Source organism: Nocardia sp. NBC_01009 (assembly GCF_045208035.1).
Lineage (GTDB): Bacteria > Actinomycetota > Actinomycetes > Mycobacteriales > Mycobacteriaceae > Nocardia.
On the sequence record NZ_CP108695.1, the window covers coordinates 6,045,500 to 6,068,895 of the forward strand.

Annotated in this window: 30 protein-coding genes and 1 pseudogene; 11 read left to right on the forward strand and 20 right to left on the reverse strand. The window is 65.1% G+C overall.

Annotated features, from left to right (window positions below):
* Positions 1–33: 33 nt before the first annotated feature.
* On the forward strand, positions 34–837 hold the full coding sequence (locus tag OHA42_RS27100) for an aminotransferase class IV family protein (protein ID WP_406230633.1): 804 nt from the start codon (positions 34–36) through the stop codon (positions 835–837).
* Between the two features lie 15 nt (positions 838–852).
* Here OHA42_RS27100 and OHA42_RS27105 read toward each other — a convergent pair whose 3' ends face one another.
* From OHA42_RS27105 to OHA42_RS27125, 5 genes and pseudogenes are all read right to left on the reverse strand, one after another.
* The gene (locus OHA42_RS27105) at positions 853–1,590 is read right to left on the reverse strand and encodes a PP2C family protein-serine/threonine phosphatase (RefSeq protein WP_406230634.1); all 738 of its coding nucleotides are present in this window, start codon (positions 1,588–1,590) and stop codon (positions 853–855) included.
* Positions 1,575–2,072 (reverse strand): annotated as a pseudogene (locus OHA42_RS27110) (tyrosine-protein phosphatase). The gene OHA42_RS27105 and the pseudogene OHA42_RS27110 overlap by 16 nt, the downstream one beginning before the upstream one ends.
* A gap of 36 nt (positions 2,073–2,108) precedes the next feature.
* Positions 2,109–2,588 (reverse strand): carboxymuconolactone decarboxylase family protein, encoded by a 480-nt coding sequence (locus OHA42_RS27115; protein WP_406230635.1) that lies wholly within the window; start codon positions 2,586–2,588, stop codon positions 2,109–2,111.
* Positions 2,585–3,664: a dihydrodipicolinate reductase gene (locus tag OHA42_RS27120; protein WP_406230636.1), complete on the reverse strand. Its 1,080-nt coding sequence runs from the start codon at positions 3,662–3,664 to the stop codon at positions 2,585–2,587. The genes OHA42_RS27115 and OHA42_RS27120 overlap by 4 nt, the downstream gene beginning before the upstream one ends.
* 82 nt (positions 3,665–3,746) lie before the next feature.
* On the reverse strand, positions 3,747–4,175 hold the full coding sequence (locus OHA42_RS27125; RefSeq protein ID WP_406230637.1) for a MarR family winged helix-turn-helix transcriptional regulator: 429 nt from the start codon (positions 4,173–4,175) through the stop codon (positions 3,747–3,749).
* A gap of 54 nt (positions 4,176–4,229) precedes the next feature.
* Here OHA42_RS27125 and OHA42_RS27130 point away from each other — a divergent pair, with 54 nt between their 5' ends.
* The 3 genes from OHA42_RS27130 to OHA42_RS27140 all read left to right on the forward strand — a co-directional run bounded on the left by OHA42_RS27130 (position 4,230) and on the right by OHA42_RS27140 (position 7,926).
* Positions 4,230–5,267, forward strand: coding sequence for a hypothetical protein (locus OHA42_RS27130; RefSeq protein ID WP_406230638.1), 1,038 nt, complete (start codon positions 4,230–4,232; stop codon positions 5,265–5,267).
* A gap of 461 nt (positions 5,268–5,728) precedes the next feature.
* The gene (locus tag OHA42_RS27135; protein WP_406230639.1) at positions 5,729–6,256 is read left to right on the forward strand and encodes a hemerythrin domain-containing protein; all 528 of its coding nucleotides are present in this window, start codon (positions 5,729–5,731) and stop codon (positions 6,254–6,256) included.
* A 92-nt stretch (positions 6,257–6,348) separates the two neighbouring features.
* On the forward strand, positions 6,349–7,926 hold the full coding sequence (locus OHA42_RS27140; protein WP_406230640.1) for a hypothetical protein: 1,578 nt from the start codon (positions 6,349–6,351) through the stop codon (positions 7,924–7,926).
* Here the strand turns inward: OHA42_RS27140 and OHA42_RS27145 are convergent.
* Complete coding sequence (locus OHA42_RS27145; RefSeq protein ID WP_406230641.1) at positions 7,905–8,477, reverse strand: NADAR family protein; 573 nt, start codon at positions 8,475–8,477, stop codon at positions 7,905–7,907. The two genes, OHA42_RS27140 and OHA42_RS27145, sit on opposite strands and share 22 nt — an antisense overlap.
* Here OHA42_RS27145 and OHA42_RS27150 point away from each other — a divergent pair.
* The 3 genes from OHA42_RS27150 (at position 8,476) to OHA42_RS27160 (ending at position 11,580) form a co-directional block, all read left to right on the forward strand.
* Positions 8,476–9,924 (forward strand): protein kinase domain-containing protein, encoded by a 1,449-nt coding sequence (locus OHA42_RS27150; protein ID WP_406230642.1) that lies wholly within the window; start codon positions 8,476–8,478, stop codon positions 9,922–9,924. The genes OHA42_RS27145 and OHA42_RS27150 overlap by 2 nt on opposite strands.
* A 175-nt stretch (positions 9,925–10,099) precedes the next feature.
* A complete protein-coding gene (locus tag OHA42_RS27155) occupies positions 10,100–10,321 on the forward strand; it encodes a hypothetical protein (RefSeq protein ID WP_406230643.1) in 222 nt (73 codons plus the stop codon).
* Entirely contained in the window at positions 10,321–11,580 is a 1,260-nt protein-coding gene (locus OHA42_RS27160; protein WP_406230644.1) for a hypothetical protein, read from the forward strand. The genes OHA42_RS27155 and OHA42_RS27160 overlap by 1 nt, the downstream gene beginning before the upstream one ends.
* Here OHA42_RS27160 and thpD read toward each other — a convergent pair.
* The 10 genes from thpD to OHA42_RS27210 all read right to left on the reverse strand — a co-directional run bounded on the left by thpD (position 11,547) and on the right by OHA42_RS27210 (position 19,175).
* Positions 11,547–12,434, reverse strand: a complete 888-nt coding sequence (gene thpD, locus OHA42_RS27165; RefSeq protein ID WP_406239636.1) for an ectoine hydroxylase — start codon at positions 12,432–12,434, stop codon at positions 11,547–11,549. The two genes, OHA42_RS27160 and thpD, sit on opposite strands and share 34 nt — an antisense overlap.
* Positions 12,435–12,446: 12 nt before the next feature.
* On the reverse strand, positions 12,447–12,842 hold the full coding sequence (locus OHA42_RS27170) for an ectoine synthase (protein WP_328401988.1): 396 nt from the start codon (positions 12,840–12,842) through the stop codon (positions 12,447–12,449).
* Position 12,843: 1 nt separating this feature from the next.
* Positions 12,844–14,106 (reverse strand): diaminobutyrate--2-oxoglutarate transaminase, encoded by a 1,263-nt coding sequence (gene ectB / locus OHA42_RS27175; protein WP_406230645.1) that lies wholly within the window; start codon positions 14,104–14,106, stop codon positions 12,844–12,846.
* A complete protein-coding gene (gene ectA / locus OHA42_RS27180) occupies positions 14,103–14,690 on the reverse strand; it encodes a diaminobutyrate acetyltransferase (protein ID WP_406230646.1) in 588 nt (195 codons plus the stop codon). The genes ectB and ectA overlap by 4 nt, the downstream gene beginning before the upstream one ends.
* Before the next feature lie 95 nt (positions 14,691–14,785).
* A complete protein-coding gene (locus tag OHA42_RS27185; protein WP_406230647.1) occupies positions 14,786–15,976 on the reverse strand; it encodes an ATP-binding protein in 1,191 nt (396 codons plus the stop codon).
* Positions 15,963–16,673: a response regulator transcription factor gene (locus OHA42_RS27190; protein WP_328401996.1), complete on the reverse strand. Its 711-nt coding sequence runs from the start codon at positions 16,671–16,673 to the stop codon at positions 15,963–15,965. The genes OHA42_RS27185 and OHA42_RS27190 overlap by 14 nt, the downstream gene beginning before the upstream one ends.
* Before the next feature lie 244 nt (positions 16,674–16,917).
* Entirely contained in the window at positions 16,918–17,316 is a 399-nt protein-coding gene (locus tag OHA42_RS27195) for a hypothetical protein (protein WP_406230648.1), read from the reverse strand.
* Positions 17,317–17,443: 127 nt separating this feature from the next.
* Positions 17,444–18,229, reverse strand: a complete 786-nt coding sequence (locus OHA42_RS27200; protein ID WP_406230649.1) for an RNA polymerase sigma factor SigF — start codon at positions 18,227–18,229, stop codon at positions 17,444–17,446.
* Entirely contained in the window at positions 18,219–18,623 is a 405-nt protein-coding gene (locus tag OHA42_RS27205) for an ATP-binding protein (RefSeq protein ID WP_406230650.1), read from the reverse strand. Before OHA42_RS27205 ends, OHA42_RS27200 begins: the two co-directional genes overlap by 11 nt.
* Before the next feature lie 45 nt (positions 18,624–18,668).
* A complete protein-coding gene (locus OHA42_RS27210; RefSeq protein ID WP_406230651.1) occupies positions 18,669–19,175 on the reverse strand; it encodes a DUF6328 family protein in 507 nt (168 codons plus the stop codon).
* 115 nt (positions 19,176–19,290) lie between these two features.
* On the opposite strand from OHA42_RS27210, the gene OHA42_RS27215 reads away from it, so the two are divergent.
* Both OHA42_RS27215 and OHA42_RS27220 read left to right on the forward strand, forming a co-directional pair.
* A complete protein-coding gene (locus OHA42_RS27215) occupies positions 19,291–19,620 on the forward strand; it encodes a hypothetical protein (protein WP_406230652.1) in 330 nt (109 codons plus the stop codon).
* Positions 19,621–19,646: 26 nt separating this feature from the next.
* On the forward strand, positions 19,647–19,982 hold the full coding sequence (locus OHA42_RS27220) for a hypothetical protein (RefSeq protein ID WP_406230653.1): 336 nt from the start codon (positions 19,647–19,649) through the stop codon (positions 19,980–19,982).
* A gap of 93 nt (positions 19,983–20,075) precedes the next feature.
* Here the strand turns inward: OHA42_RS27220 and OHA42_RS27225 are convergent, their stop codons facing one another.
* The 3 genes from OHA42_RS27225 to OHA42_RS27235 form a co-directional block, all read right to left on the reverse strand.
* Positions 20,076–20,321, reverse strand: a complete 246-nt coding sequence (locus tag OHA42_RS27225) for a CsbD family protein (protein WP_406230654.1) — start codon at positions 20,319–20,321, stop codon at positions 20,076–20,078.
* Between the two features lie 390 nt (positions 20,322–20,711).
* The gene (locus OHA42_RS27230) at positions 20,712–21,140 is read right to left on the reverse strand and encodes an ATP-binding protein (protein WP_406230655.1); all 429 of its coding nucleotides are present in this window, start codon (positions 21,138–21,140) and stop codon (positions 20,712–20,714) included.
* A 215-nt stretch (positions 21,141–21,355) separates the two neighbouring features.
* Positions 21,356–22,054 carry a PAS and ANTAR domain-containing protein gene (locus OHA42_RS27235; protein ID WP_406230656.1) on the reverse strand — a complete coding sequence of 233 codons (699 nt, stop codon included), beginning with the start codon at positions 22,052–22,054 and terminating at the stop codon, positions 21,356–21,358.
* 230 nt (positions 22,055–22,284) lie between these two features.
* Between OHA42_RS27235 and OHA42_RS27240 the strand changes: the two genes are divergently transcribed.
* Complete coding sequence (locus OHA42_RS27240) at positions 22,285–22,740, forward strand: hypothetical protein (protein WP_406230657.1); 456 nt, start codon at positions 22,285–22,287, stop codon at positions 22,738–22,740.
* Between the two features lie 59 nt (positions 22,741–22,799).
* Positions 22,800–22,994 carry a hemerythrin domain-containing protein gene (locus tag OHA42_RS27245; RefSeq protein ID WP_406230658.1) on the forward strand — a complete coding sequence of 65 codons (195 nt, stop codon included), beginning with the start codon at positions 22,800–22,802 and terminating at the stop codon, positions 22,992–22,994.
* A 62-nt stretch (positions 22,995–23,056) separates the two neighbouring features.
* Here the strand turns inward: OHA42_RS27245 and OHA42_RS27250 are convergent, their stop codons facing one another.
* The gene (locus OHA42_RS27250; protein WP_406230659.1) at positions 23,057–23,296 is read right to left on the reverse strand and encodes a CsbD family protein; all 240 of its coding nucleotides are present in this window, start codon (positions 23,294–23,296) and stop codon (positions 23,057–23,059) included.
* Positions 23,297–23,396 lie beyond the last annotated feature (100 nt).

Genomic DNA, 23,396 nt, shown 5'->3' on the forward strand with positions numbered 1-23,396 from the left:
GCTGTATACGACACGACTACTCAGGGAAAATCCATGACCGCCTTCATTGTTCAGCGCAACGGCCAAGCAGCGACCGTCGGAGAGTTGGCGCCACTCGCCTTCGCAGGCTACGCCCACTTCACGGCAATGCAGGTGCGCGACAGCCGGATCCGGGGCCTCGACCTGCATCTGGAGCGGCTGCGGGTGGCCTCGGCGGAGTTGTTCGGCCAGGCCTTACCCGACGATCGGGTGCGGTCCTACCTGCGGACGGCATTGGCGGCGAGTCCGCCCGATGTCTCGCTGACGGCCACGATGTACTCCCCCGCAGGCGAATTCACCGCGACCGGAATCGATGTCGAGCCCGACGTGCTGGTCCGCACCGGACCGGCAACTGCTGGTCCGCAAGGCCCGTTGACGCTGGCGACGGTCGAGTACGAACGGGTCCTGCCCGCGGTGAAACATGTCGGCGAGGTCGCCAAGACGTACTTCCTGCGCAGCGCCGTCGGGCATGGCCTCGACGACGCGGCCTTCGTCGACCGCAAGGGCAGGCTCAGCGAGGCCTCGATCTGGAATCTGGCCTTCTGGGACGGCACCGCGGTGGTGTGGCCGGTCGCCGAGATGCTGGGCGGGACCACCATGGGCATCGTGCGCAGGCAGCTCGATCGCCTGGGCATTCCCCAGCGCAACCGGGAGATCACGCCCGCCGACCTGCCCACGCTGACCGGAGCCGTGGTCATGAACTCATGGACCCCGGGCATCGCGGTACATCGCATCGACACTGTCGCTTTGCCCGAGGCACCGGCGTTCGTGGACCTACTGCACCAGGCCTACCAGGCCGAACCACCCACTGCGCCGTAGCGGCTGGGCGGTGCCTCAGCCTGCGTCCACCACGAATGCCGTGGCATTATCGGTTCCGCCGGATCGCAGAGCATTGTCCACCAACGCTTCCGCGGCGGTCCCCGCTGTCGCCCCGCCGGCGAGTATCGCCTTGATGTCGGTCATCTCCAGGCGCTTGTGCACACCATCGGTGCTCAGCAACAGCCTGCCTCTGCTCGATCCGGTGGCGGTGTGCCCGACGGCCGCCGGACGCACGGTGCGCGCCGACGTGGTGACGAGGTGATTCAGCCGTGGCGCCGCGTGTAGTCCTCTGGCGCGAAAGTGCTCGGCGACAGTGTGATCGGTCGTGATCTGGTGCAGCACCCGGCCGTTCCACCGGTACGCTCGACAGTCGCCGACCCACGCTATGTCGCACGGGCCCTTGGGCTGATCGGTCTCGAGCACGGCGACGACAAGCACGCTGTCGGCGCCCTCCTGCGGAAACTCGTGCAACAATTTCTGCTGGGCCGCAAGGATTCCCGCTACCGCCCCGCTGCGCGCGCCCACCCGCGCTGCGATATTCGCGACAGTACGTGCCGCTCGCGCCGCGAGCAGATGATCACCGACACCATCGGCGACGACGAAAGCAGTACGTCCCACCGTCGAATCGGTATAGGTAGCCGCGGCATCGGCGTTGATCGACCGCCCCCCGCGTCTGCTCACCGACTCCCCCGCGATACCGGTGAGCGACACCGGCTCACGAGGAATGATGGCGGTCGTCACTGCTGTGTGCACGGCCTGACCTCCTCGGACTGCACCCTGCCCGTGCTGCCGATCAGCACCACCTCAGCCAACCGCACCATCGTGAGGACGGCACCAGAATCACCCGTGTAGTTCCTGTGAATGTGGCGACTGTTGCAGCTGAGCAGCCGCGACCGCAGCTGCTCGAGCACCGGCTCGCCGAGCCCGACCTGCTCGGTGAGATATCGGCGCGCCGATCCGTAGGCGGCGGTGAGATCGTCGAGCACAAGCCGCATCACCTCGGCAGGCGCCCGGCCATAGCTCGGCCAGGCGAGCACCCGATTCGGGTATGCAGCTCACCGGTCTGCGGTGAGCCGCGCCGTCGCCAGCTCCGTCAGCGCGAAGTCGGCGAGAATCTGCTCCTCGGACACGTCGAGCGCGGTCAGCACCAGCGCCGCGATCAGCCCCGTGCGGTCGTTACCCGAGGCGCAATGAAAGACCACCGGCCCGTCGGTGTCGGCAATCAACTCGATCACCTGGCCGATCTCCGCGACGCCGTCGGCGGCGACCGCTCAGTGTCCAGGCAGTACGCAGACCGCGTCGAGGCCGAGGACGTGGTTGAGGCGGCCGAAAGCCAGCCAAGAGCCGATGCTCATGCTCAGTTCCACGATTTCGGTTTGGGTGTAGTGCGCGGTCATACGGTCCCAGAACTCTTGGTCCAGGTTGTGGTGGTCGAGGGCGTAGCGTTCGGCATATTCGGCGGACAGGCGGGTGCGCTCGTCGAAGGCATCGGTGGTGCGCCAGTTGGTCACCGCGTCGGCGAAGCCCTCTTCGACCTTTGTGCCGTCGCGTTCGGTGCGCCAGTCCAGGCAGAAGATGCACCCGTTGATCTGGGCGATACGCAGCCGTGCGGCTTCGAATTCGCGCAGGCCGAGGGTGGTGTGCGAGTAGACCGACAGGGAGAAGTTCGACGCAGCGAGGCCGATGCCGGGAACCATTTCGCCCCAGACGTAGCCGATGGGATCTTTGCCTTCGGGGATGTCGATGTTCATGAGTGTTTCCTTCCGAGCTTGCCGACCGCGGGACGCAGTGGGACATCGAGTGCGTCGTAGAGACCTGGTTCGGCCTCGACCAGCCAGTCGATGGCGTTCACCAATCTGCCTACGGCAGTGGCGTTTCCGCCCGCGGCGCGGTTGCCGTCCTCGTCGCCGGCTTCGATGGTGACCTCGATGCGGGGGTGACCTTCGACGATCACGCGGTGCGCGCCCGCCCCGTCGGGTGGTGTCGGCCAGTCCGGCGCGCAGGAGGGATGGATGCGGGTGACGTGCTCGATGACGATGCGAGGCTCGCCTTCGACGACGCCCTGCACCTCGAACCGCACCGCACCCTGCGTGCCCGCGTCGAATTCACCCATGGTCGTTGTTGTGACGGCGGATTCGAGGGCACGTCGGTCCAACGTTTCACGGATCTCGTCGAGTTCGACACCGAGTGCCCGCGCCATCAATCGAATCTGCCCGCCCCACACCATTGTCGGGATACCCGGCGCGGTCATCGGCGGCTGGTAGTCCATCGGCTGGCCCATACCGACCAGGTAGCGGACAGAATCGGGCTGGTCGTAGGTCGAGTAGTCGAAGATCTCCTGGCAGCGGATCACCTCGACGGTATGGCCGAGGCCGCTGAGCAACAGCGGCAGCACGTCGTTGCCCCAGCCGGGGTCCACCCCGGAGACGAAGAGCGATCCGCCGCCGTCGGCAATCGCGGCCAGCACCGGGTCGCGAAGTTCCGGTGGAGCGTTGCTCGGATCGTAGAGCGCATACAGCGCGGGCGTGACGACAACGGCACCGGCACGCAGGGCTCTGATGATGTCGGCGAGCGCGTCATCGGGCCGGATATCTCCCGACGCCGCATAGACGACCGCGCGCGGTCGCGCGGCCAGCGCCGCATCGACGTCATCGGACGCCGCGACACCTATCTCGTGGTCGAGCCCGGCCAGTGTGCCCGCATCGCGGCCCACCTTCTCCGGGTTGTGCACGAGCACACCCGTCAGTTCCAGCTCGGGATGGGCCTCGACGGCACGGATGGCCGACCGGCCGACATTGCCCGTGCCCCAGACGATCGTGGGGATCATCGGCCGAGACTAGCAAGCGCTTGGTTCGGCGTCTGGGATATGCGCAATGTCGAAGTGCGACTGAGCAATTCGCGCAAAACAGTCAGGACGTGACGTTGTATCTGGCCAAATATCCGGCGAGACGCCGCAGATCGTCGTCGTCCCACTCGAGGAAGCGCTCGGTAAACGCGTCCCGACGCCGCCGTTCGGCCTCGCCCGCAATGCGACGCCCCTCCGGCGTCGGGCGCAGATGATAGTTGCGCCGATTGCCGGGATCGACCTCGCGGGTGAGATACCCGAGCTGTTCCAGCGCACCGACCTGCCTGCTCACCGTGGATTTGTCCAGCAGAAAGTGATCAGCGACGGCGGCGGCCTGGCAGCCGTCCCGCTCGATGATCAAGTCGAGGACGCTGAAGGCGACCAGCGACAGCTCGGGATGCAGCTCGGCAGCCTTGCCGCGGGCTCGACGCGCGAACGCGGTGAGCTCGCGCTGAATGGTCTGGATCGCCGCTGCGCGGGTGGTCTCTCGCATAGTTGTATGATACAACCATCATAGTTGTATTTACCAACCATACGGAGTCCACCCATGGTTTCGCACCAACTTCGGCATGTCGCCCTACACCTGCTCACCCCGCTGCTGATGTGCCTCGGCATGGCGCTGGCCTACCTCGGCGCGTTCCACCAGCCGGAGCCGAACCACCTGAAGGTGGCCGTCGTCGGCAGCGCGCCGCAAGAGAAGGTGCTCGCACAGACGATGAAGGACAGGGCGGGCGACGCCCTCGAAGTGGTGACCTTGCCCAGCCGGGCGGACGCCATTACCCAGTTGCGCGACCGCACGTTGGCGGGCGCGTACATCCCCGATGCACAGCATCCCGAATTGGTCGTGGCGAAAGCCGGGTCCGACACCACCGCCATGGCCGTCGAACTGGTTTTCAAACAGGTCGCCGGACAACAGGGCGTGCCGCTGACCGTCACCGACGTCGCGCCGCCCGCCAACGGCGACCCCACCGCACAGGGGATCTTCTTCCTACTGGTGGCATTGAGCGTCGGCTCGTACGGCAGCGTCGCGGCCATCGGTGCAGCCGGTACCGGGTTGCGGATCGGCGCGCGGGCGCTCGTCGGTGTGGCGACCTCGCTGGCGGTGAGCATCATCGGGATCACAGTCGCCGGCCCGCTATTCCATGTGGTCGACCACGACTACGCCGCGATCTGGGCGCTGTCGTGGCTCTACTGCGTGGGGATCATCCTGGTCGGCATCGGAGTGCATACCTTCCTGAAGCGCTGGACCACGCTGGTACTGATGATCCTGTTCGTCATGCTCAACTTCACGACCTCCGGCGGCATCTATCGCCCAGAACTCCAGAGCGGATTCTTCGGTGCGCTGCACAGCTTCTGGAACGGCGCGGGTTTCGTCGAGGGCGCACGGAGCCTGCTGTACTTCGACGGCGGCGCCGGCTTGGACGGACGCCTGGTGAGCCTGTTCCTATGGCTCGCCGCGGGTGCGGCGCTCCTGGTCGCGGCAGGCCGCCACGAGAAGCGCCGGTCCCCGATCGTCGCGCAAGCCGACCCGGCGAGCGTTCGACAAGACGCCGAAGAAGAGATGGCGGAGGCGATCGGTGTCTGATCGCCGATCCCGCAGCACCTATCGACATCGGCAAGGTATGCTGTTCTGCATCGGCTGCCGAATGTGTTGAGTAGGCTCGCCACCGGGGGCTCTTCCACTTCTTCCACAAGAGGCAAAGTATCTGTAACTGCGAGTAACAGATACATGCACTCGCCCGGCGGTGCGTTTCGGATTGCATCAGGCCACAATCGATCGAGCATCCGTGTTGGCGCGATCGGGTTGATCGCCGAGTTGCCGTCGTGCTAATCATGAACCGTGTCGCGTGGCGCCGCCGAGTGGACGGCGGTCGCCATGGAGGCGCCGTGATCGAGGAGACCGCCATGCGTCCACATTCGCGTCCGCAGTGACGCCGAGCCGCGCCTTCGGCGCCGGCCATATCGCATAACGGAGCCCGCTTTTCGGGCCACATACCGCCGATCTATTGCGATCGGTCGGATTCTCTCTCGATCGAAGGACTTCCCATGCCTGACAACACTCCTGCGCCCGCAACAAACCGGTCGGTCGACCGCGTCCGCGCCCTCGGGCGTGAACTCACCGAGGTACACCAAGACCTGCGCACCGAACTGCGCCGTGTCCGTATTGAATTCGACCGCTACCTGGCAGGCGACGAGGTACCGCCCATGCGACTTCGCACACACTGCACGGCCTTCTGTGCGGCCTTGACGCGTCACCACACCAGCGAGGACACCACGGCCTTTCCCGCCCTTGGCAACCAATTCCCGGAACTGGCGCCGGTGCTCGCCGAGCTCAGCGCCGATCATCACCTTGTCGCGGACATCCTGCGCAGGCTGCAACAGCTTCTCGCCGAGGTTGGACCGGACAATGCGGACACCGCCAAGCGCGAACTCGACGGCCTCGCCGCGATCCTCGAATCCCACTTCCAGTGGGAAGAGCGGCGACTCGTCGAGGCGTTCGACGCGCTCGAAATCGCTGCTTCGACGGGCGAACAACTCTTCGGCGTAACGGTATGCGCCCCAGCGGAGGATTGAGCCGCGGGCCTTCTGGCCCGCCGAGTACGGTATACCCCGGCCATACCGCACAGGACGGGGGCGACAACCATCGGTGGAAAGGCGGGGCGCGAATGACTGAGCCGTATTCACAGTGGCATGCGCGGAATTCGGCCGACAACCTACCGCTGGCCGCCCGCTACCAGTCCGCCGATCCGATCCGCTGGAACGGCAGCATGGTCTATCCCATGTACACCGAACAGGTCGGACCCGCACCCATCTGGGTCAGCATGACACTGCTGTCGGCGGCACCACCGGCCGGACTGCGTGGGCACGGGATCGGTCTGTCGATGACAGATGGCCATATCCGCCTCGCGGGCAGGCAACTCGGCGGCGTCGATGTGTGGAGTGATGCTCTCGCCTCGGGCATCACTTTCGAACTGTTCCCCAACAACCCCGGCGCCCTGTTCAGTCTGACGCCGGTCTGGGTCGACCCGTTCGGAATCGAACAGTCGTATTCGGGCAATTACGGCATGCTGATCGAACAACCACCGAGCGGCCGACTCGTGCTCTGGTGCAGCGTCGGCGAAGGCCCACCGAATTTCGCCAACCTTGTGGTCGAGATCGAGACGACACTCGCCGACACCACGGTCCCCGAAAGCACCCCCGCGCAGCGCCCGCCGACCCACAGCCCGCCCGCGCACACCCCGCTCCCGCAGCACCCACCCGTACCCGATCCACTCCCGCCGAACCCATTGCCCCAAAGCTCCCCGCACACCGTACCGCCGCAAAACCTTCTGCAGCAGAACCCGTCCCAGCACGACCCGCGCCTGCAGAACCCCCTCCCGCAGAACCCGCCCCAGCAAAGCGCCCCATACAACCCACCCCGGCAAGATCCACTTCCACAGAACCCACCCCAGCACGACGTCCACCTGCAGAACTCGCCGCAGCACGACCTCCCCCTGCAGAACCCGCCGCAGCACGAGGTCCACCTGCAGAACCCGCCGCAGCACGAGGTCCACCTGCAGAACCCGCCGCACCTGCAGAATCCCCTCCCGCAGAACCCACTCCTACAAAGCCCCCCGCATGACCCACCCCGGCATGATCCACTCTCGCAGGGCCTACTCGTGCAGAACCCATCCCGGCACGCCTTGCCTCAGCAGGACCTCCTTCCCCAGAACCTGTTCGTACAGAACCACTCCCAGCACGAGCCGCTTCTGCTGAACGCCCTTCCCCAGTACCCAACCCCGCAAAGCCGGCCCCTGCACGCGCCATCCCTGACAAGCCCGGCCACGCAAGCTTCACCTCTGCAAACCCCGTCCCTCCCAGACCCTGCCACGCAAACCGCACCCATCCCGGTCACGACCGCGCCTGCGCCCGAACCCCGATATCGCACCGCCCTCTACGATCTCGGCGTCGCTATGTACAGCCGCGGCGAGGAGGACGGGGCGTGCAGCCTATGGGCACAGGCGGCCGAAGCAGGCCACGCCGGTGCGGCCTACGACCTCGGCGTTGTCCGTTTTCGCGGCGGCGACCTCGCCGGGGCCGAACACTGGTGGCGTACGGCCGCCGATCGCCGCGAGTCCCGCGCGATGATCGGACTCGCCGAACTCCTGGAACGCCAGGGCAATTCGTCGGAGGCCAGGGTCTGGCGCGCGTGCGCCGCCGAGGAGCACACGGCCGAGAACGATCATTCGGTCAGTTCCGGCTGAGCCACCCGCAGTTCGTCGCGCGCCGCCATCAAGGCGAACCCGAGCAGATTCAATCCGCGCCAATGCGCCGGGTTCTCGGCCCGTGGATCGTCGGCGGCCAGCCCGATACCCCAGATCCGGTCCACCGGACTGGCTTCCACCAGCACCCGGTCCCCCGTCCCGAGCAGATACTGCTTCAGCTGCTCGTGCTGCCCGAACTTCGCGACGCTGCCGGCCACGACAATATCGAAACGTTGTGCAGCCCAGATGATGTCGTTGAATCCACGCACCTGTCGGCCCAGCTCCTTCGCCTGCTTCGGATGTCCCGCCGCCACAACCCGTTCGGCAGTATCGGTATCCCCGAACAACATCGCCTTGCCCCACATCATGTAGTGCTCGGCGGTGGCGAAAGTCAGTCCATCGACCTGGAACGGCGCAGGCCACCATTGGCTCAAGCAGCCGTGCCCGACACTGCCGTCCTGCTGCGGCTGATGCCCCCAGAACCGCACGTACTTCACCCGCCCCGCACCCTCGGCATAGCTGATCAACTCCGGAACCGACCGCACGCGCATGCCAGACAGTGTGCACGAACCCGAACAGGCCGACCAGCTTTCCGAAATGCTGGCCACCGACGACTATCGCAGTACGCTCGTGGCCGAGGCAGCCGAGCCTGCGAACCTCGACGATATCGAGGTCGGCCAGAAGATCAACGACTTCGACCTGATGACCGGCCTGGGGCGCGGTGCATTCGCCAGGGTGTTCCTGGCTCGGCAGCGATCGATGCAGCGCCTGGTCGCAGTCAAGATTTCGCAGGACAAGAGCGCCGAGCCGCAGACCTTGGCGCAGCTGGATCACGACTACATCGTGCGGGTGTTCGACCAGCGCGTGCTGGAGGGACGCAGGCTGCGGCTGCTCTATATGCAGTACGTGCCGGGCGGGACGCTGTTCACGGTGCTCGAACGGGTGCGGGCGACACCGGCCGAGGAACGCAGCGGCGCATTGCTGGGCGATCGCACCGCGCTCGACGGCATGTTGCTGCGACGCTCGGGCAGCCCGCAATCGCTGCCGTACGGGGATCTTCCGCCCGACTGCCCGGCCGCGCTGCGCCGGGCGCTGGTGCGTGCGCTCGACCCGGATCCGGACAACCGGTGGCCGCGCGGCGCGGATATGGCCCAGCAGTTCGACGTCTGCCTCGATGCCCGCGCCTGCGATCTCGTCGATCCGCCGGCGCACAGCGGACGCCTGCGGGCCAGATCGCTCATGCACCCGATCATGGCACTCGCCATCGCCGTGCCCAACGCGCTGGCGATCCTCTACAGCTACAGCCACAATCGAACGCTGATCATCGCCAAACTGGACGAGCAGGCGCAGCACCGCTTCGACCAGGTCGCTCTCACCGCCTACGGGATCTGTTTCTTCATCGGATTCGTCGTCACCAATGTGCTACTCGCCCATCTGTGGTCGGTCTCGCGTGGGCTGCGCGCGGGCAAGCCCTACGATGCGGCCACCCTCGCTCGTGCTCGCACCGACACCCTGCAGCTCGGTCGGCGTAATGTGCTGACCTGCTTCGCTTTATGGGCTCTTTCGGGGATCGTCGTGCCGGTCTCCGTGCAGCTGTCGGGCAATCAGCTCAGTGCTGAGGCGTACGTACATTTCTTCATCACCCAGATCGTCTGCGGCGCCATCGCCATGGCCTACCCGTACTTCCTGGTCACTTTCTATGCCGTGCGCAGTCTGTACCCGATGTTCCTTCCGCACGGCGGGCTCGGCGCCGAGGACGCGCGCCAGCTGGAGCAATTGGACCGAGCCAGCACCTATTTCCTCGTCGTCGCGGCCGCCGTTCCGCTGCTCGGTGTCGCGGGCGCAACTTTCATTCCGCCGCAGGACATTCCCGCGGTGATCATCGCCTTGCGTGTGTTGTGCGTCGGCAGTGCCCTGGCCTTCGTCGGCGTCTACTGGCTGTTCCGCATGCTCGAGCAGGATCTCGCGGCGCTACAGCGCATCGTCTCACGCGGTTGATCGGCCAGCTCGGCTGAATCAAAGTGCGTAGGTCACCCCCCGACACTTTGCTGATGGATTGCCAGTAAGTCTGTCTCAGACGAACCCTCCCGACATTCGGCCGAAGCCTGCACAATGTGATCGAGAACGCCGCCCGGACAGTCATGTCCGCGCGGCCGAACATGGGGAGACACGGATGAGCTCGAGAACCGACCTCGAACGCGAACTGGGCGGGCCGCTTTCGGCCCTCGATCTGCTCTCCGACCAGGAGACCACCGAGCTGTTGACGATGTTCCGCACGGCACAGCGGATCGAGACCGAGGGATTGACCGAAGCGGTGGACAAGGTGGTCGGCGCGCTGCCGTGGCCATTGCGCACCGCGGCCAAGAAGATCATGTTCGGGAATGCGCTGGGCTGATGACGGACTTGGTAACCAAGGCCCAGATCATTCTGCTGGCCAGAACTTTGCACGTGCAGGCCGAGAGCCTCGCCCACCTCGAGAAGCTCGGCGCGGAGCAACTGCACGATTTGCAAGAACGCATGGCAGGCATAATTTTCGATCAGAACAACGCGATCTTCGAGCGACTCAGCGCGCTGGTTTCGATCGTGCCGCTGCGCATCTCGCTGCCGCTGGTGACGCGAGTCGTGCCGCCGACGATGGCGGGCCGGGCGGCGGGCGCAGTCGGGGTCGACCATCCGAAGAAGGCCGCCGAGGCAGTCGGCATGTTGGATGTCTCCTATGCGGCGGACTGTGCGCCCTTCATGGATCCGCGCAGCGTCGGTCAACTCGCCGACGTTGCTCCTCCCGGCCCGGTCATCCGAATCACCAACGAGCTGTTGCGTCGTGGCGACTACATCACCGCGGGGCCGTTGCTCGCCTACGCGACACCGGAATTGATCCGAGCCGTCGAGCAGGGCGTGCACGATGACGACGCGCTCATCCGGTCGGCCGCGTACGCGTTCTCCGGCGCGAACGTCAGTGCCATCGTGCGAGAACTGCTCACCGGACCCGCCCAACGGATTCCGCGCATCGTCGCCACCGTGCTCGCCGGCGAGATCGATCTGCGATTGGCCGCGCTCTCGACGTTCGCCCGCTGCGACGAGGACGTGATCGCCGCGGTCGGCGACATCCTGTTCGACATCGGTTCGACGGGGGCGATCACCCACTTCGCCAACTCCGCCATCGAGGCGGGCGCGGTGCCCGACATCCTCACGTTCATCGGGCATTTCAGCCCGGCAGCACTGGACAGCCTTGCCGCCAACCCGTTGACGGCCGATGCAGCGGCGATGGCATCGCTGGTTGCCGGGCTCGACGAGCGTGCCGAGGCCGCACTCTGGCGCGGACTGCTGAACCTGGTGGAGCGCGCCACGCCCGATGTACAACGCCGAGTTGCACGGCATCTCACCGAACTGACCGAACCCACTCTCGCGGCGCTGCCCGTCGTCGCAACGACGGCACACCTGTGGCCGACGCTGCTGCGAGTGTGGCCGCGGCGGAGATCCGCACTCAGACGCACATCGGTGCGGTGTGGTCGAAGCTACCCGCCGCCGACCGCGAGAAACTCGAACGCCGAGTCAGCGACCTGGCGCTCGACACCGAACTGGCCACCCTCATCGGCGCGCTCGACAGCTAGCACCGTTGCCTACACCGGCGTGAAGTCCCGGCTGCCGATGTAGCCGGGCCGCCGCGCGGGCGCGGCAAACGGTTCCACCAGAGTGTTCTCCACGCTGTTGAATACCAGGAAGATGTTCGAACGCGGGAACGGGGTGATGTTGTTCGACGACCCGTGCATGACATTGGAGTCGAACAGCAGCGCCGATCCGGCGGCGCCGGTGAACTGGGCGATCCCGCACCGATTGGCCAGTGCCGCCACATCGGCCTGGCTCGGCACGCCGATCTCCTGTTCCTGCAACGACTCCCGGTAGTGCTCGGCGGGCGTACTTCCGGTACAGGGCACGAAGGTACGGTGCGAGCCGGGCATCAGCATGAGGCTGCCGTTGATCGAATAATTGTTGGTGAGCGCAATCGACAGGCTCACCGCGCGCGGTGCGGGCATCCCGTCCTCCGCGTGCCAGGTTTCGAAATCCGAATGCCAGTAGAAGCCGGCGCCGCGGAAACCCGGCATGTAGTTGACTCGGCTCTGATGCAGATAGACCTCGGAACCCAGTACCTGCCTTGCCAATCCGGCGACTCGTGACTCGCGCACGAGCTCGGCCACCGCCGCACTGAGCCGATGCACCTCGAAGATCGAACGCACCCGGTTCGACGACTTCTCCACGATGACACGGTCGTCGCCGTGCAGCGCCGAATCTCCGGCGAGGCGGTCGATTTCGGCGCTGAAATCGGCCACCTCACCGGGAGTCAGTAGCGCGTCGAGGATCGCGAACCCGTCGGCGTCGAAGCTCGCCAGTTCCTGGTGCTCGATCCGGCCCCATACCGTCGGATCAGGGCGATCCAGGTGCGGCGCGGGGCCGCCGAGCCGGGTCGGGTAGCGATCATTGATGCGAGTGTCAGTGTGCGCCAACACTATTACAGATTCCTTTCACACCGCGTTGGCGGCGACAAGCGGGTAGACGCCGTTGCTGTCGTGGACTTCCTGCCCGGTCACCGGCGGGTTGAAGACGCACATCATCCGCATCTCGGTGCGCGCGTGCAGCCGGTGGCGCTCGTGCTCGTCGAGCAGGTACATCGAGCCGGGTTCGAGTTCGTAGGTGACGTCGTTGTCCAGATCGGTGAGCGTCCCCTCCCCTTCGATCAGCCACACGGCTTCCACGTGATAGCGGTAATGGAATTCGTGCTCGGTACCCGCGTCGATGGTGGTCTCATGGAAGGAGAAACCGACGCCGTCACCGCCGAGGACAATGCGCTTGCTGCGCCAACCCGTGCCCGCGACGTCGCGTTCGGTACCGGTGATGGCCGCGGTGGTTCGCACGATCATCTCAGCGACCCCCGATGGTGTCGATGGCCGTGCTCAGCAGATCGAGGCCGAGGTCGAGTTCCTCGTCGCTGATGGTCAACGGCGGCAGCAACTTCACTACCTCGTCCATGGAACCGGAGGTTTCCACCAGCAGCCCGCGCTCGAAGGCGACCTGGCAGACCTTGCTCGCCTGGGACGGGTCGTCGAACACCACGCCCTGCACCAGCCCGCGCCCGCGCAGCGAGACGCCGGGGATCTCCGCGGCCAGCCTGCCGAGCACCTGCTCGATCCGTTGGCCCTTGGTCTCGGTCGAGACCTGCAGTGCGCCGTCGGACCAGAAGTGTTCCAGCGCAACCTGTGCCGTGACGAAGGCCGGGTTGTTGCCGCGGAAGGTGCCGTTGTGCTCACCCGGCGCCCACTGGTCGAGTTCCGGCTTGAACAGCACCAGCGCCATCGGCAACCCGTAGCCGCCGATCGACTTCGACAACGTCACGATGTCCGGAGTGATGCCTGCGACCTCGAAGGAGAAGAACGGCCCGGTCCGCCCGCAGCCCATCTGCACGTCGTCGACGATCAGCAGGATCTCCCGGGCGGCACACAAGCTGGCCAGGTGGCGCAGCCATTCCGGGCGTGCCACATTGACGCCGCCCTCGCCCTGCACGGTCTCCACGATCACCGCGGCCGGGCGATCGAAGCCGGACGACGTGTCGTCGAGCACGCGCTCCATCCACTGGAAATCGGCGGTGGTGCCGTCGAAATAGCCGTCGTAGGGCATCGGCGTCGCGTGTACCAACGGCACGCCCGCACCCGCACGCTTGGCGGCGTTGCCGGTCACCGACAATGCGCCGAGCGTCATGCCGTGGAAGGCGTTGGTGAAGCTGAGGATGGTCTTGCGGCCGGTGATCTTGCGCGCGAGCTTCAGCGCGGCCTCGACCGCATTGGCACCCGTCGGGCCGGGGAATTGAACCTTGTAGTCCAAGCCGCGCGGCGCGAGGACGGTGTCGCGCAACGTCTCCAGCAACCGTCGCTTGGCCACCGTCGACATGTCCAGTCCGTGCGTGATGCCGTCGCTCGCGATGTAGTCCAGCAGCGGCTGCTTGAGCACCGGATTGTTGTGGCCGTAGTTCAGCGCGCCCGCGCCCGCAAAGAAATCGAGGTAGTCCTTGCCGTCCTCGTCGCGCAGCCAGGATCCTTTAGCAGTGGTGAATACCGTGGGCCATGCTCGGCAATATCCACGAACATTCGATTCGAGTTCTTCGAAAATGGTTGTTTCAGCGGTAATCATCGGCGATCCTCCTGCGTGGTACGGGCGGTCGGGGCGATTCGATAGAGATCTTCTGCGGCGTGGCTGTCCGGGAAGACTCCCGGTTCGAACAAGGGGCGCTTGGTGATTCGCGCATCGCGGCGGCGCGCCACCGCGGTGAACATGGCGATGGATCCGGGGTTGTCCGGTGCGATGGTCGTTTCCAGCACCGAAACTCCGGCTCCGGCGACGGTGTCGAGCAACTTGTCGAGCAGCGCGGCACCGATGCCGCGACCCTGCTGGGCCCGCTCGACCGCCACCTGCCAGACGAACACCGTGTGTGGCGCCTGCGGACGCACATAGCCGATCACGAAACCCACGACCCGGCCGCCCACTTCGGCGACCACCGAGGTGCCGGGGAAGTCCCGGCACCAGAGCAGGTAGGCATAGCTGGAATTGGTGTCCAGCACATGGGAATTCTTCGCGATCCGCCAGATGTCGGCCGCGTCGCCGACCCGCGGCGCGCGCAGCACAACGCGCGCTCCCGGCGCGGAATTCACTGCGGCCGAGGGTGATTCAGCATGTGGTCGATCGATTGTTGCGGTGGACAGTGTTGGCAGTGACATACATCTCCCAGGTTGGGTCTGCAGTACTTATCCAGGCTTACGAATCAACTTTGAGGTGATCCGGTCGAGTTGTTTACGGTTGTGTTACGAAAAGGTCACAGAGACTCGCCGGCGAGGCCGGGCAACCGGAGGGCGAAACGGGCACCACCGCCCGGCCGGTCCAGGCACTCGACCCGACCGCGATGCGCGGACATCGTTTCGGCGACCAATGCCAGACCGATGCCGGTGCCGGTCGCCGAACTGCGACCCGACCGCATGGTGACGAAGCGCTCGAAGATGCGACCACGATCCGCCGCGGGCACACCGGGCCCTGCGTCGTCGATGGTGATCACCGCGGCGCCGCCCTCGCGGCGCACGGTCACCGCCACAACGCCGCCGCCATGCCGGTCGGCATTCGCCAGCAGATTCACCAGGGCTCGTTCCAGCTCGAGTTTGCGGCCGCGCACGGTCACGTCCTCGACTACGGTCAGCAGCTCCGGTGCGTGCCTGCTCCCGGCCAGTGTGTGGGTCAGCAGCTCGCGCACCGATAACGGATCGGCGTCGCCGCGGTGCATGCCCGCCTCGGCGCGGGCCAAGGCCAGCAGATCGTCGAGCAGCCTGCGCAGGTGATCGACCTCGTCGGTGACCAACCTCAGCGCCCGGCGCGGACGCTCCGGGAACTCGCCACTGTGCCGATTGAGCACGTCGACGCCTGCCATCAGCGTGGTCAGCGGGGTGCGCAATTCGTGGCTGACATCGCCGACCAGGCGGTGTTCACGGTCGATCCGCCGCTGCAGCGAGTCGACCATGGTGTTGAACGACCCGACAGTCGTGGCCAGATCCGGGTCACGGGTCTCGGGCAGCCGGGTGGTGAGATCACCGGCCGCAATCCGAGCGGCGGTCTTGGAGACCTGCTGCAGGGGGGTGAGCACCCGCTTGCTGGCCCACCAGCCGACCGCGGCACCGATCAGGGTGGCGACCAGCGCACAGCCGATCAGAACGTTGCGCAGCAACTCCAGATCGGACTGCAGATCGCCGGCCGCGTAGCCCTGTGTCTGCGGCCGCTGTGCCTCCAGGTAGCTGCGGCTGATGGCGAAGACCGAAATCACCAGTACCAGAGACATCAGCGCGGTAATCGCGGCGAACGCCGCCACTACCCGGGTGCGCAGGCTCCAGCGCTCCGGATCGAATCCGAATGCGCGCCTGGATTCCGCCGCAGAGTGCCACCGTTCACCGGCGGAGTGCTGCAGGTCAGCAGCGTGTTCCCAGCGCTCGGGCGCGAACTGCTCCCGATCAGCGCTGCACATCTAGCCGGTATCCGAGCCCACGCACCGTCACCACGATGCGCGGGTCGGACGGATCCAGCTCGATCTTGGTGCGCAACCTGCGCATATGCACGTCGACGATCCGCTCGTCGCCGAAAAAGCCGCGGTCCCATACCCTCTCGAGGAGCAGGGTGCGGCTCAGCACCCGGCCAGGGGTGTCGGCCAGTTCGCACAACAGCCGGAACTCGGTCAGCGTCAACCCGATCTCTTCGTCGCCACGGCGCACCGCACCGCCGTCGGGGGCCAGGACCAAGGGCGCTTCCGGGTGCGCGTCGAGCACTACTTCCTGAGGGGTGTCCCGCTCCGCGGACAGCCGCGCGCGCCGTCGCAGCGCCCGCATCCTGGCGGTGATTTCTTTGATCTCGAACGGTTTGGCGACGAAATCGTCCGCACCGGCCTCCAGCGCCGCCACCACGTCGTGAGTATCGTCACGCGCGCTGACCACGATGATCGGCACGTCATGTTCGCGCCGGATCTCCCGGATGCAGTCGAAGCCGTCCATGCCGCCGAGCATCAGATCGACGATCATCACATCAGGGACGCCGTTGCTGCGCAGATGGATGAGCGCGTCCTCGGCTTCCTCCGCCTCTGCGACGTCGTAGCCCTCGTCTTCCATGGCCAACCGCAGTGCACCACGCACACGATTGTCATCTTCCACGATCATCAGGTTCGCGCTCAAGACCTCATCCTTTGCAGACACGCGTGGAGCGTGCCGCGACGCGGAGAATCGCATCCCCATACCGACGCGACAGTTTCCGCACTTCGAGCAACTTGCCGAACACACAATTACCCGGACCGATTGTCCGGTAAACGTCGCGGTTCTCGGTCAACGATGTGTACAGCGGCCTCCAGCCTGCTCATGTGTGCGGCGGCGGCGCAAGCTGGGCGTGATGTCCGACACAATCATGCGTCGACTCGGACGGTCATCCGACCACGCGATCCACGCCCTCCAGCCGGTTGAAATTGCTGAGCGATCCATCCGCCCACTGCTCCTGATACAGGAAGCTCAAACCTCGGGCGTCGAAGTCGGCGAACCATTCGTCCCAATCCACCGGCTGCAGGACGGCACCGCCGTACCCGGGGAAATCCAGGCGCAGTACACCGAGGTGCCCGTTGTAGGCACTGCCCGGCATCGTCGCAGGACGCGCGCCACGCCGCTCGGCCCACCGTCGAATGACCTCGTGATCGGTAGTGACCAGCGCGCGACCCGGCCGCGCGGGCCGGTCGGTGGGAGAGGAGATTTCTTGCGCTTGTTTGAGCGACCGTGAACTATCCGGAGCGGTGTGCACGTTCCGGGTGCTCGGTCGTCGCTGATAGTTCATGACGACCTCCTGCGCCGTAGGCAATCGAAATCCGACTACTGTCTGCGTACCCCTTGGTCGCATCCAGCAAACCGACGACGAAATGCCTTCGTGAGCAAGGCAACTCGGAGGCATTGCGAAATTGCGCTCAATCGCGCAAAGCCTGTTCACGCAGCACCTTCAGCGTGCGCGACAGAATGCGTGACACGTGCATCTGGGAGACGCCGAGATACTCGGCGATCTGGTTCTGGGTCTTCGACTCGAAGAAACGCATGATCAGCACCCGGCGCTCCCGCTCGGGCAGCTCCGCGATCAGCGGCTTCACCGCCATGAAATCCTCCACCAGGTGGTAGGAGGACTCCTCGGCGCCGAGGCTTTCCAGTAGCGGCAACAGCGCATTCTCGTTGTCGTCACCGGCCAGCGCGTCGATCGAGGACGACTGATAGGCGTTGCCCGCTATCAACGCCTGGGTGACCTCCACCAGGTCCACTTCGAGTTCGGCGGCGATCTCCCTTGCCTTCGGAATTCGACCGAGCCGCTGCGCGAGGGCCTCGACCGCAGGTCCGATGGTCAGCTGAATCTCCTTGACCCGCCGCGGAACTCGTACCGCCCAGGTGTTGTCGCGGAAATGCCTGCGCACCTCGCCCATGATCGTCGGCACCGCGAAGGACAGGAACGACGATCCGCGATCGATGTCGAAACGATCGGTCGCATGCACCAGCCCGAGCCGCGCCACCTGCAGCAGATCGTCGAAAGCCTCGCCGCGCCCGGCGAACCTGCGGGCAATGTGCTCCGCCAAGGGCAGGCAACGCTCGATCAGCTCGTCCCGCAGCGCTTCCCGGCGCGGGTCTTCGGAGTCCAGCGCGGCGACCTTCTCGAAGAGCGGCTCGATATTGTCATAGCTGTCGCCCGGCGATCTCGATTCACCGGGCATCCGAGGCACCTCGCACCCAGCTGAAGTCGACCGCGGTCGGATATCCCGAGACCACGTTGTCGAACGGGGACTGCACCGCGGCGATGGAATCGGTCAGGGTGCGGACAATATGCCAACCGAAGCCCGCGTGCGCCACCACTGTTTCCGCCGCCGCGATCGAGGCGACGTGTACGAACATCTGCGTCCGGTCATAGCTGAACTCACAGTCGATGGTCGAGCCCGGCACCGCGTCCAGGATCAGCGAGGTGGCCACCTCGTCGAGCGCGAGGCGGATATCGGTCACTTCGTCGAGCGCGAAATCCGCAATCATCGCCACGGTTTCGGCGAGTGCGCGCAGCATCGTCAGCTGTTCCAATTGCGCAGGCACCTGGATCCCGATCGTTGTCGTCTCCACCGAATCGCGCTCCTTCCGGGATCGTTCGAACAGGTACCCGAGCGTTCAGGGTCGAAACCCGTATTCCCTACTCGCTTTCCGCCATCGCCACGGTGCGACGACCCAGGCCGCGGCGAACAGGACCGCGACAACCGCACCCGCAATCGCACCCTCGGTGGTGCCCTCGACGACGTCGACGACCAAAACCACCGCACCGATCAGCGACGCACCGAGCAGGGCGATACCGACCATCGCACACTGGTGCGCCGCCGCGACCACACTGCCCAAACGGTGCCGCCGGAACAGAATCCGATGCCAGGACACCGGTGCGACAAGGAAAATCATCGCGGCGACAGCGGCGGCAACGGTGGCGAGGTAGAGCAGCCGCAGCGGGTGCGACAGCGTGGCAAACCCGACCTGGAACGGCACAATCAGCAGCGATCCGATGAGGAACTGCACGCCGGTTTGGACCACACGCAATTCCTGGACCAGGGTGTTCCAATTCCGGTCCAGCTGCTGAGTCTCGGTTTCCCCGCGTGGGTTCCGATCCGAGGCGTGATCTTGTGCGGCCACGAACAGCTTCCTTCCTCTACCGTTCGCTTACCCGGGTTCCCAGCGCATACACACCCCGTTCCGGGGTATTCGAACGAATGCCCCTGTTCGACGGTTCGACCTGAAAGGACACATTATGCCCGGCGAACCGAGCGATTCGAGCCGAAACAACGACATCGACCGGCCCGAACACGATTTTCCGGACGACACACGCACCACAAGAACCCATGCGGGTGAATCTATAGAAGATACCCGCAACTGGCCGGGAATCATTCTCTTCGGCGTCGGTATCGCGTTGCTCGCGCTCACCCTGACCGCCGCGGGATACGGATTTGCCGGCTGGGCGGTTATCGGCGGTATTGCGTGCGTCCTGTGCCTGGGAATAGGTGTGGTGTTGGCAACCGTCGAACACCGGCGGGTCAAGAACCAGGAAGGGCTCGTCCGCAGCGAACCGCGCGGCCATTGATATCCATTTCGTCAGGAGAATCCGACATGAGAACAACCGAACGACCGAACAGGATGGCGATCGCCGCGTTTGCGGTCGCCGCCGCGACCGCCGTGTTCGCCAGCGGCTGCGACGAGGCGAAGAAGGCAGTCAACGCGGGCGGTGACACACCGTGCAACGAGTTCGTCGCGCAGGACAAAGACAAGCAGCGCATCACCGTGACCAAGTTCCTCGAGCAGGAACGCAGCGACAAGTCCGCACCGACGAACGACCGGACGATCGACGCCGCGATTGCGTCCATCGAATTGATGTGCAGGGCGCAGGCCAATCCCGATACGCCGATCAGGAAGGCCGATCTGACGGGCATATTCGTTCCCAAGTAGGCTGATACAGTCGAAACAAAAGGGTTGCCGGACGGAACTCCGGCAACCCTTTATGTATTCAGCGATGGAATCTTCTACGAAGGCCCGACTGGACTACTGGCCGCGTTGATGCGCGCGCTGACGCTGTTCGTCCAAAGCGGCTTCGGCGCGTTCCTTTTCGGCGGCGGCCTCCTTCTGCGCAGCTTCGCGCTGAGATTCCGCCTTGTCCTGCTGAGCCTTTCCTTCTTCCCGCAGGTCGTCGTTTCCGAAGACGGCTCCTGCGGCCTCTTTGACCTTTCCCTTGACACCTTCGACAGTGCCTTCGACAGCTTCGCGGGGACCACTGTTGTGTTCGGACACGATATCTACCTCCGAAATGTCGGCTATCAGGTGGACACTCACCGCATACCCGCTACCGATGAGCTCAATCGGAAGTCTCGATTTTCGAAAGTAATCGTGGTCACAACAACTCTCGGCGGTTTGCGCATGAAGGCAACGGGTATTGCCTCGGCGGAACGGTATGACACAACGCAGAGGAGCACACCATGGAATCCGCGACGGTACCTCCCATTCCCCACCCCGATCCGTTGCCGGAGCCAGGGTCACCGCCGCCGCCGATACCGGAGCCGGGAGAACCAGTTCCGCCCGCACCCGACCCGGTGCCGCCGCCGGTTCCGGAACCACCGCCGGTGCCGGGTCCGCGGCCAACCGAACCGCCACCGCCCATTCAGTGAGCGGCAGTCACCGGTGTCAGCGGTTGTCCGAACTCCGCACCCAAGTGAAGTCCACAGCGGTCGGATACCCGGACACTGTCTCGTCGTAGTGCTCCTGTGTCGTGGTAAGGGAGTCGGTCAGCGTTCGCACGATGTGCCAGCCGAAGCTGTCTTCGCCGACAGCTGGTCGCGCAGCCCCCACCGAAGCGACATGGACACGCATCTGGTTGTCGTCGTAGCGGAATGCACAGTCGAGAGTGCTGCCCGGCACGGCGTCCAGGATCAGCGAGGTGGCCACCTCGTCGAGCGCGAGGCGGATGTCGCCGACCTCGTCGAGCGCGAAATCCGCGATCAACGCGACGGTTTCGGCGAGGGCGCGCAACATGATCAGCTGCCCGAGCTCGGCGGGCACCCGGATACCGATGGCCCTCGTTCCCAACGCTGCTTGCGAGATCGGTTCCGCCATGCCAACCACCACCTTTTCTTGCCGTCACCGAGCGGGGTCGCTTCGTTCGACACCAAACGACAGCCCGGGCCCTGTCGGCCGATCCTTGCTTATCGGGCGATCACGGGTGCGACGGATAGCCAGCGGCACGCGCATGGACCGGCTACCCGGTCCATGCCGCTCGAAACCCCTGGCCTTGTCGAAACTTGATTGGTGTCGTGGTGGGATGACGCTGCTCAGCGCTCGCCGGCCGATCCGCTCGGCGGGATCCGGGTGTGCACAGTCAGCAGCAGGTGATCGAACTCCGTGCGAAGTCCTGTTGTGGAGTGCACCATCGACCGCAGATCGGCGACCAGTTGAGTGGCCAGGGCACGCAGTTTGGTGTTGGTCTCCTGGGAACGCCAGCTCAGCACCCGGAACGCCTGTTCGGCGCTGATGCCGTAGACCAGAATCAACGCCCCCTTCGCCTGTTCGATCACTGCACGCGTCGCGTACAACTCGGGCAGGGTGTCGTCGAGGGTCTCCCTGCGGTGTTCCTCGATGGTCTGCGTGACGTCGATGTAGTACCCCGACGTGCCGATCACCTCGTTCTTGTCGTCGACCATCCGGTCGGCGACGACGATCACGTGGTGGACATCGCCCTCGGTATCGACGATGCGGTGGCTGCTGCAGAACGGCTCGGCGGTCTCGACGGATTTGGCCAGCGCGCTGGCCACCTGCGCTCGGTCGTCGGGATGCTTGTGGGACAGCAGTAGCTCGGTGGTCGGTTCTATCTCTCCGCAGGCATATCCGTGCATGCGTGCAACCTCATCGGACCATTCCCACTTCTGGTCGGCGAACAGGAAGTGGAAATAGCCGACATTCTGCGGCGTGCCTGCACCGATCACGCGATCGAGCGCATGCGCGCCTTCGGGGGACAAACCGCTCTCCGTCACAGTGCAAGTATGTTCCGCACGCCTCGCCGCTGCGACTGAATGGGCTTCTCCGACTATCGCTCCGCGCGTCGCGCATCCAATGCCGCGCGCATGCTGCGCCCGCACGCGCCGAGAGACGTCACCACGTAGGCCCGATCGTCCCCACACCAGCCACCGATTGAGCGGTACTTCTCCGGGTAATCGAAACGCGACGCCACCATATCGGCATCATCCGATATCGAGGAGGAGAAGTGAATCGGCTCAGTATTGCAGTGCGGATCGTCTTGTCCGCCGGACTACTCACCGCCGGTGCTCAGCTCGCGGCATGCTCGGGCAACGGCGAACCTGATCTGGCGCCGGCAACACCGACGACGAACAGTATCTCGATCTCGATTCCTGCGCCCTCGGGTTCTTCGGGCGCGCCCAATACCGACGAGATCACCCCTGCGGCGGCCACCCAGCTCTGCGACATGATTCGACCAGAGGCCGGCACCTGGCGCGATGAAGGCACCATGCTCGGCAAGATTTCGTTCAATGGCACCGTGCACAATTGGGCAGCCCGCAACGGCGGCCTCAACGACGTCGTCATCGCCGACCGCAAGATCATCGACACGATCACCCTCGAACATTGCCCCGATGTCCGCCAGCAGGTGCTCGATGCCCTGGATATTCCGGACCTCGCATCCGGGCTTGCGGGCTTCAACTGATCCGGCTGCCCCGATCTTGCACGCCACGGACTCCTGGTACAAAACAGGGAGGTGAAGACATGACAACCCGACATCAGCAGAATGTCGTGAATCTCTTACATGCACAGCACCAGCGAATGACCGAGCTGATCGAGGAAATCCTGTCGTCGGCAGGCACCGAGAAAAGTGCGGCCTTCCGAGAGCTCGTACGACTGATCGCGGTGCACGAGGCCACCGAGGAAGAATTGGTGCAACGCACCGTCACCGCACGCTGAGCATCTGCACGAACGAGGTTGCCCGGTCATAAGACCGGGCAACCTCGCGGTCGGTCAGGGCATTACTGCTGTCGCGTCCGTTCGCGCAGCTCCGCCAGATCTGCCTCGGCCCTTGCCTTTTCGGCTTCGGCTTCCTTCTTGGCCGCGTCGCGCAGCGATGCCGCCTTCTGCTGCTGGGCTCGGCCTTCGTCCCGCAGATTGTCATTGCCGAGAACAGCTCCTGCCGCTTCCTTGGCAGTGCCCTTCACGCCCTCGACGGCACCTTCGAAACCTTCGTGTGGTCCGCTCTTGTTTTTGGGCACGGTATTTCACCTCCAATAATTGGACGATCAACAGTGACCGCATACCCGGCGTCAGTCGGTCTAATCGACACGCATCCAAACGTTTCACGGCAGCGATAAC

What these genes read in the sequence shown, in the direction of transcription:
- OHA42_RS27100 (WP_406230633.1), top strand. Translation starts at nt 34, where the DNA reads ATGACCGCCTTCATTGTTCAGCGCAACGGCCAAGCAGCGACCGTCGGA.
- OHA42_RS27115 (WP_406230635.1), bottom strand. Translation starts at nt 2,588, where the DNA reads ATGAACATCGACATCCCCGAAGGCAAAGATCCCATCGGCTACGTCTGG.
- OHA42_RS27120 (WP_406230636.1), bottom strand. Translation starts at nt 3,664, where the DNA reads ATGATCCCCACGATCGTCTGGGGCACGGGCAATGTCGGCCGGTCGGCC.
- OHA42_RS27125 (WP_406230637.1), bottom strand. Translation starts at nt 4,175, where the DNA reads ATGCGAGAGACCACCCGCGCAGCGGCGATCCAGACCATTCAGCGCGAG.
- OHA42_RS27130 (WP_406230638.1), top strand. Translation starts at nt 4,230, where the DNA reads ATGGTTTCGCACCAACTTCGGCATGTCGCCCTACACCTGCTCACCCCG.
- OHA42_RS27135 (WP_406230639.1), top strand. Translation starts at nt 5,729, where the DNA reads ATGCCTGACAACACTCCTGCGCCCGCAACAAACCGGTCGGTCGACCGC.
- OHA42_RS27140 (WP_406230640.1), top strand. Translation starts at nt 6,349, where the DNA reads ATGACTGAGCCGTATTCACAGTGGCATGCGCGGAATTCGGCCGACAAC.
- OHA42_RS27150 (WP_406230642.1), top strand. Translation starts at nt 8,476, where the DNA reads ATGCCAGACAGTGTGCACGAACCCGAACAGGCCGACCAGCTTTCCGAA.
- OHA42_RS27145 (WP_406230641.1), bottom strand. Translation starts at nt 8,477, where the DNA reads ATGCGCGTGCGGTCGGTTCCGGAGTTGATCAGCTATGCCGAGGGTGCG.
- OHA42_RS27155 (WP_406230643.1), top strand. Translation starts at nt 10,100, where the DNA reads ATGAGCTCGAGAACCGACCTCGAACGCGAACTGGGCGGGCCGCTTTCG.
- OHA42_RS27160 (WP_406230644.1), top strand. Translation starts at nt 10,321, where the DNA reads ATGACGGACTTGGTAACCAAGGCCCAGATCATTCTGCTGGCCAGAACT.
- OHA42_RS27170 (WP_328401988.1), bottom strand. Translation starts at nt 12,842, where the DNA reads ATGATCGTGCGAACCACCGCGGCCATCACCGGTACCGAACGCGACGTC.
- ectB (WP_406230645.1), bottom strand. Translation starts at nt 14,106, where the DNA reads ATGATTACCGCTGAAACAACCATTTTCGAAGAACTCGAATCGAATGTT.
- ectA (WP_406230646.1), bottom strand. Translation starts at nt 14,690, where the DNA reads ATGTCACTGCCAACACTGTCCACCGCAACAATCGATCGACCACATGCT.
- OHA42_RS27185 (WP_406230647.1), bottom strand. Translation starts at nt 15,976, where the DNA reads ATGTGCAGCGCTGATCGGGAGCAGTTCGCGCCCGAGCGCTGGGAACAC.
- OHA42_RS27195 (WP_406230648.1), bottom strand. Translation starts at nt 17,316, where the DNA reads ATGAACTATCAGCGACGACCGAGCACCCGGAACGTGCACACCGCTCCG.
- OHA42_RS27200 (WP_406230649.1), bottom strand. Translation starts at nt 18,229, where the DNA reads ATGCCCGGTGAATCGAGATCGCCGGGCGACAGCTATGACAATATCGAG.
- OHA42_RS27215 (WP_406230652.1), top strand. Translation starts at nt 19,291, where the DNA reads ATGCCCGGCGAACCGAGCGATTCGAGCCGAAACAACGACATCGACCGG.
- OHA42_RS27220 (WP_406230653.1), top strand. Translation starts at nt 19,647, where the DNA reads ATGAGAACAACCGAACGACCGAACAGGATGGCGATCGCCGCGTTTGCG.
- OHA42_RS27230 (WP_406230655.1), bottom strand. Translation starts at nt 21,140, where the DNA reads ATGGCGGAACCGATCTCGCAAGCAGCGTTGGGAACGAGGGCCATCGGT.
- OHA42_RS27245 (WP_406230658.1), top strand. Translation starts at nt 22,800, where the DNA reads ATGACAACCCGACATCAGCAGAATGTCGTGAATCTCTTACATGCACAG.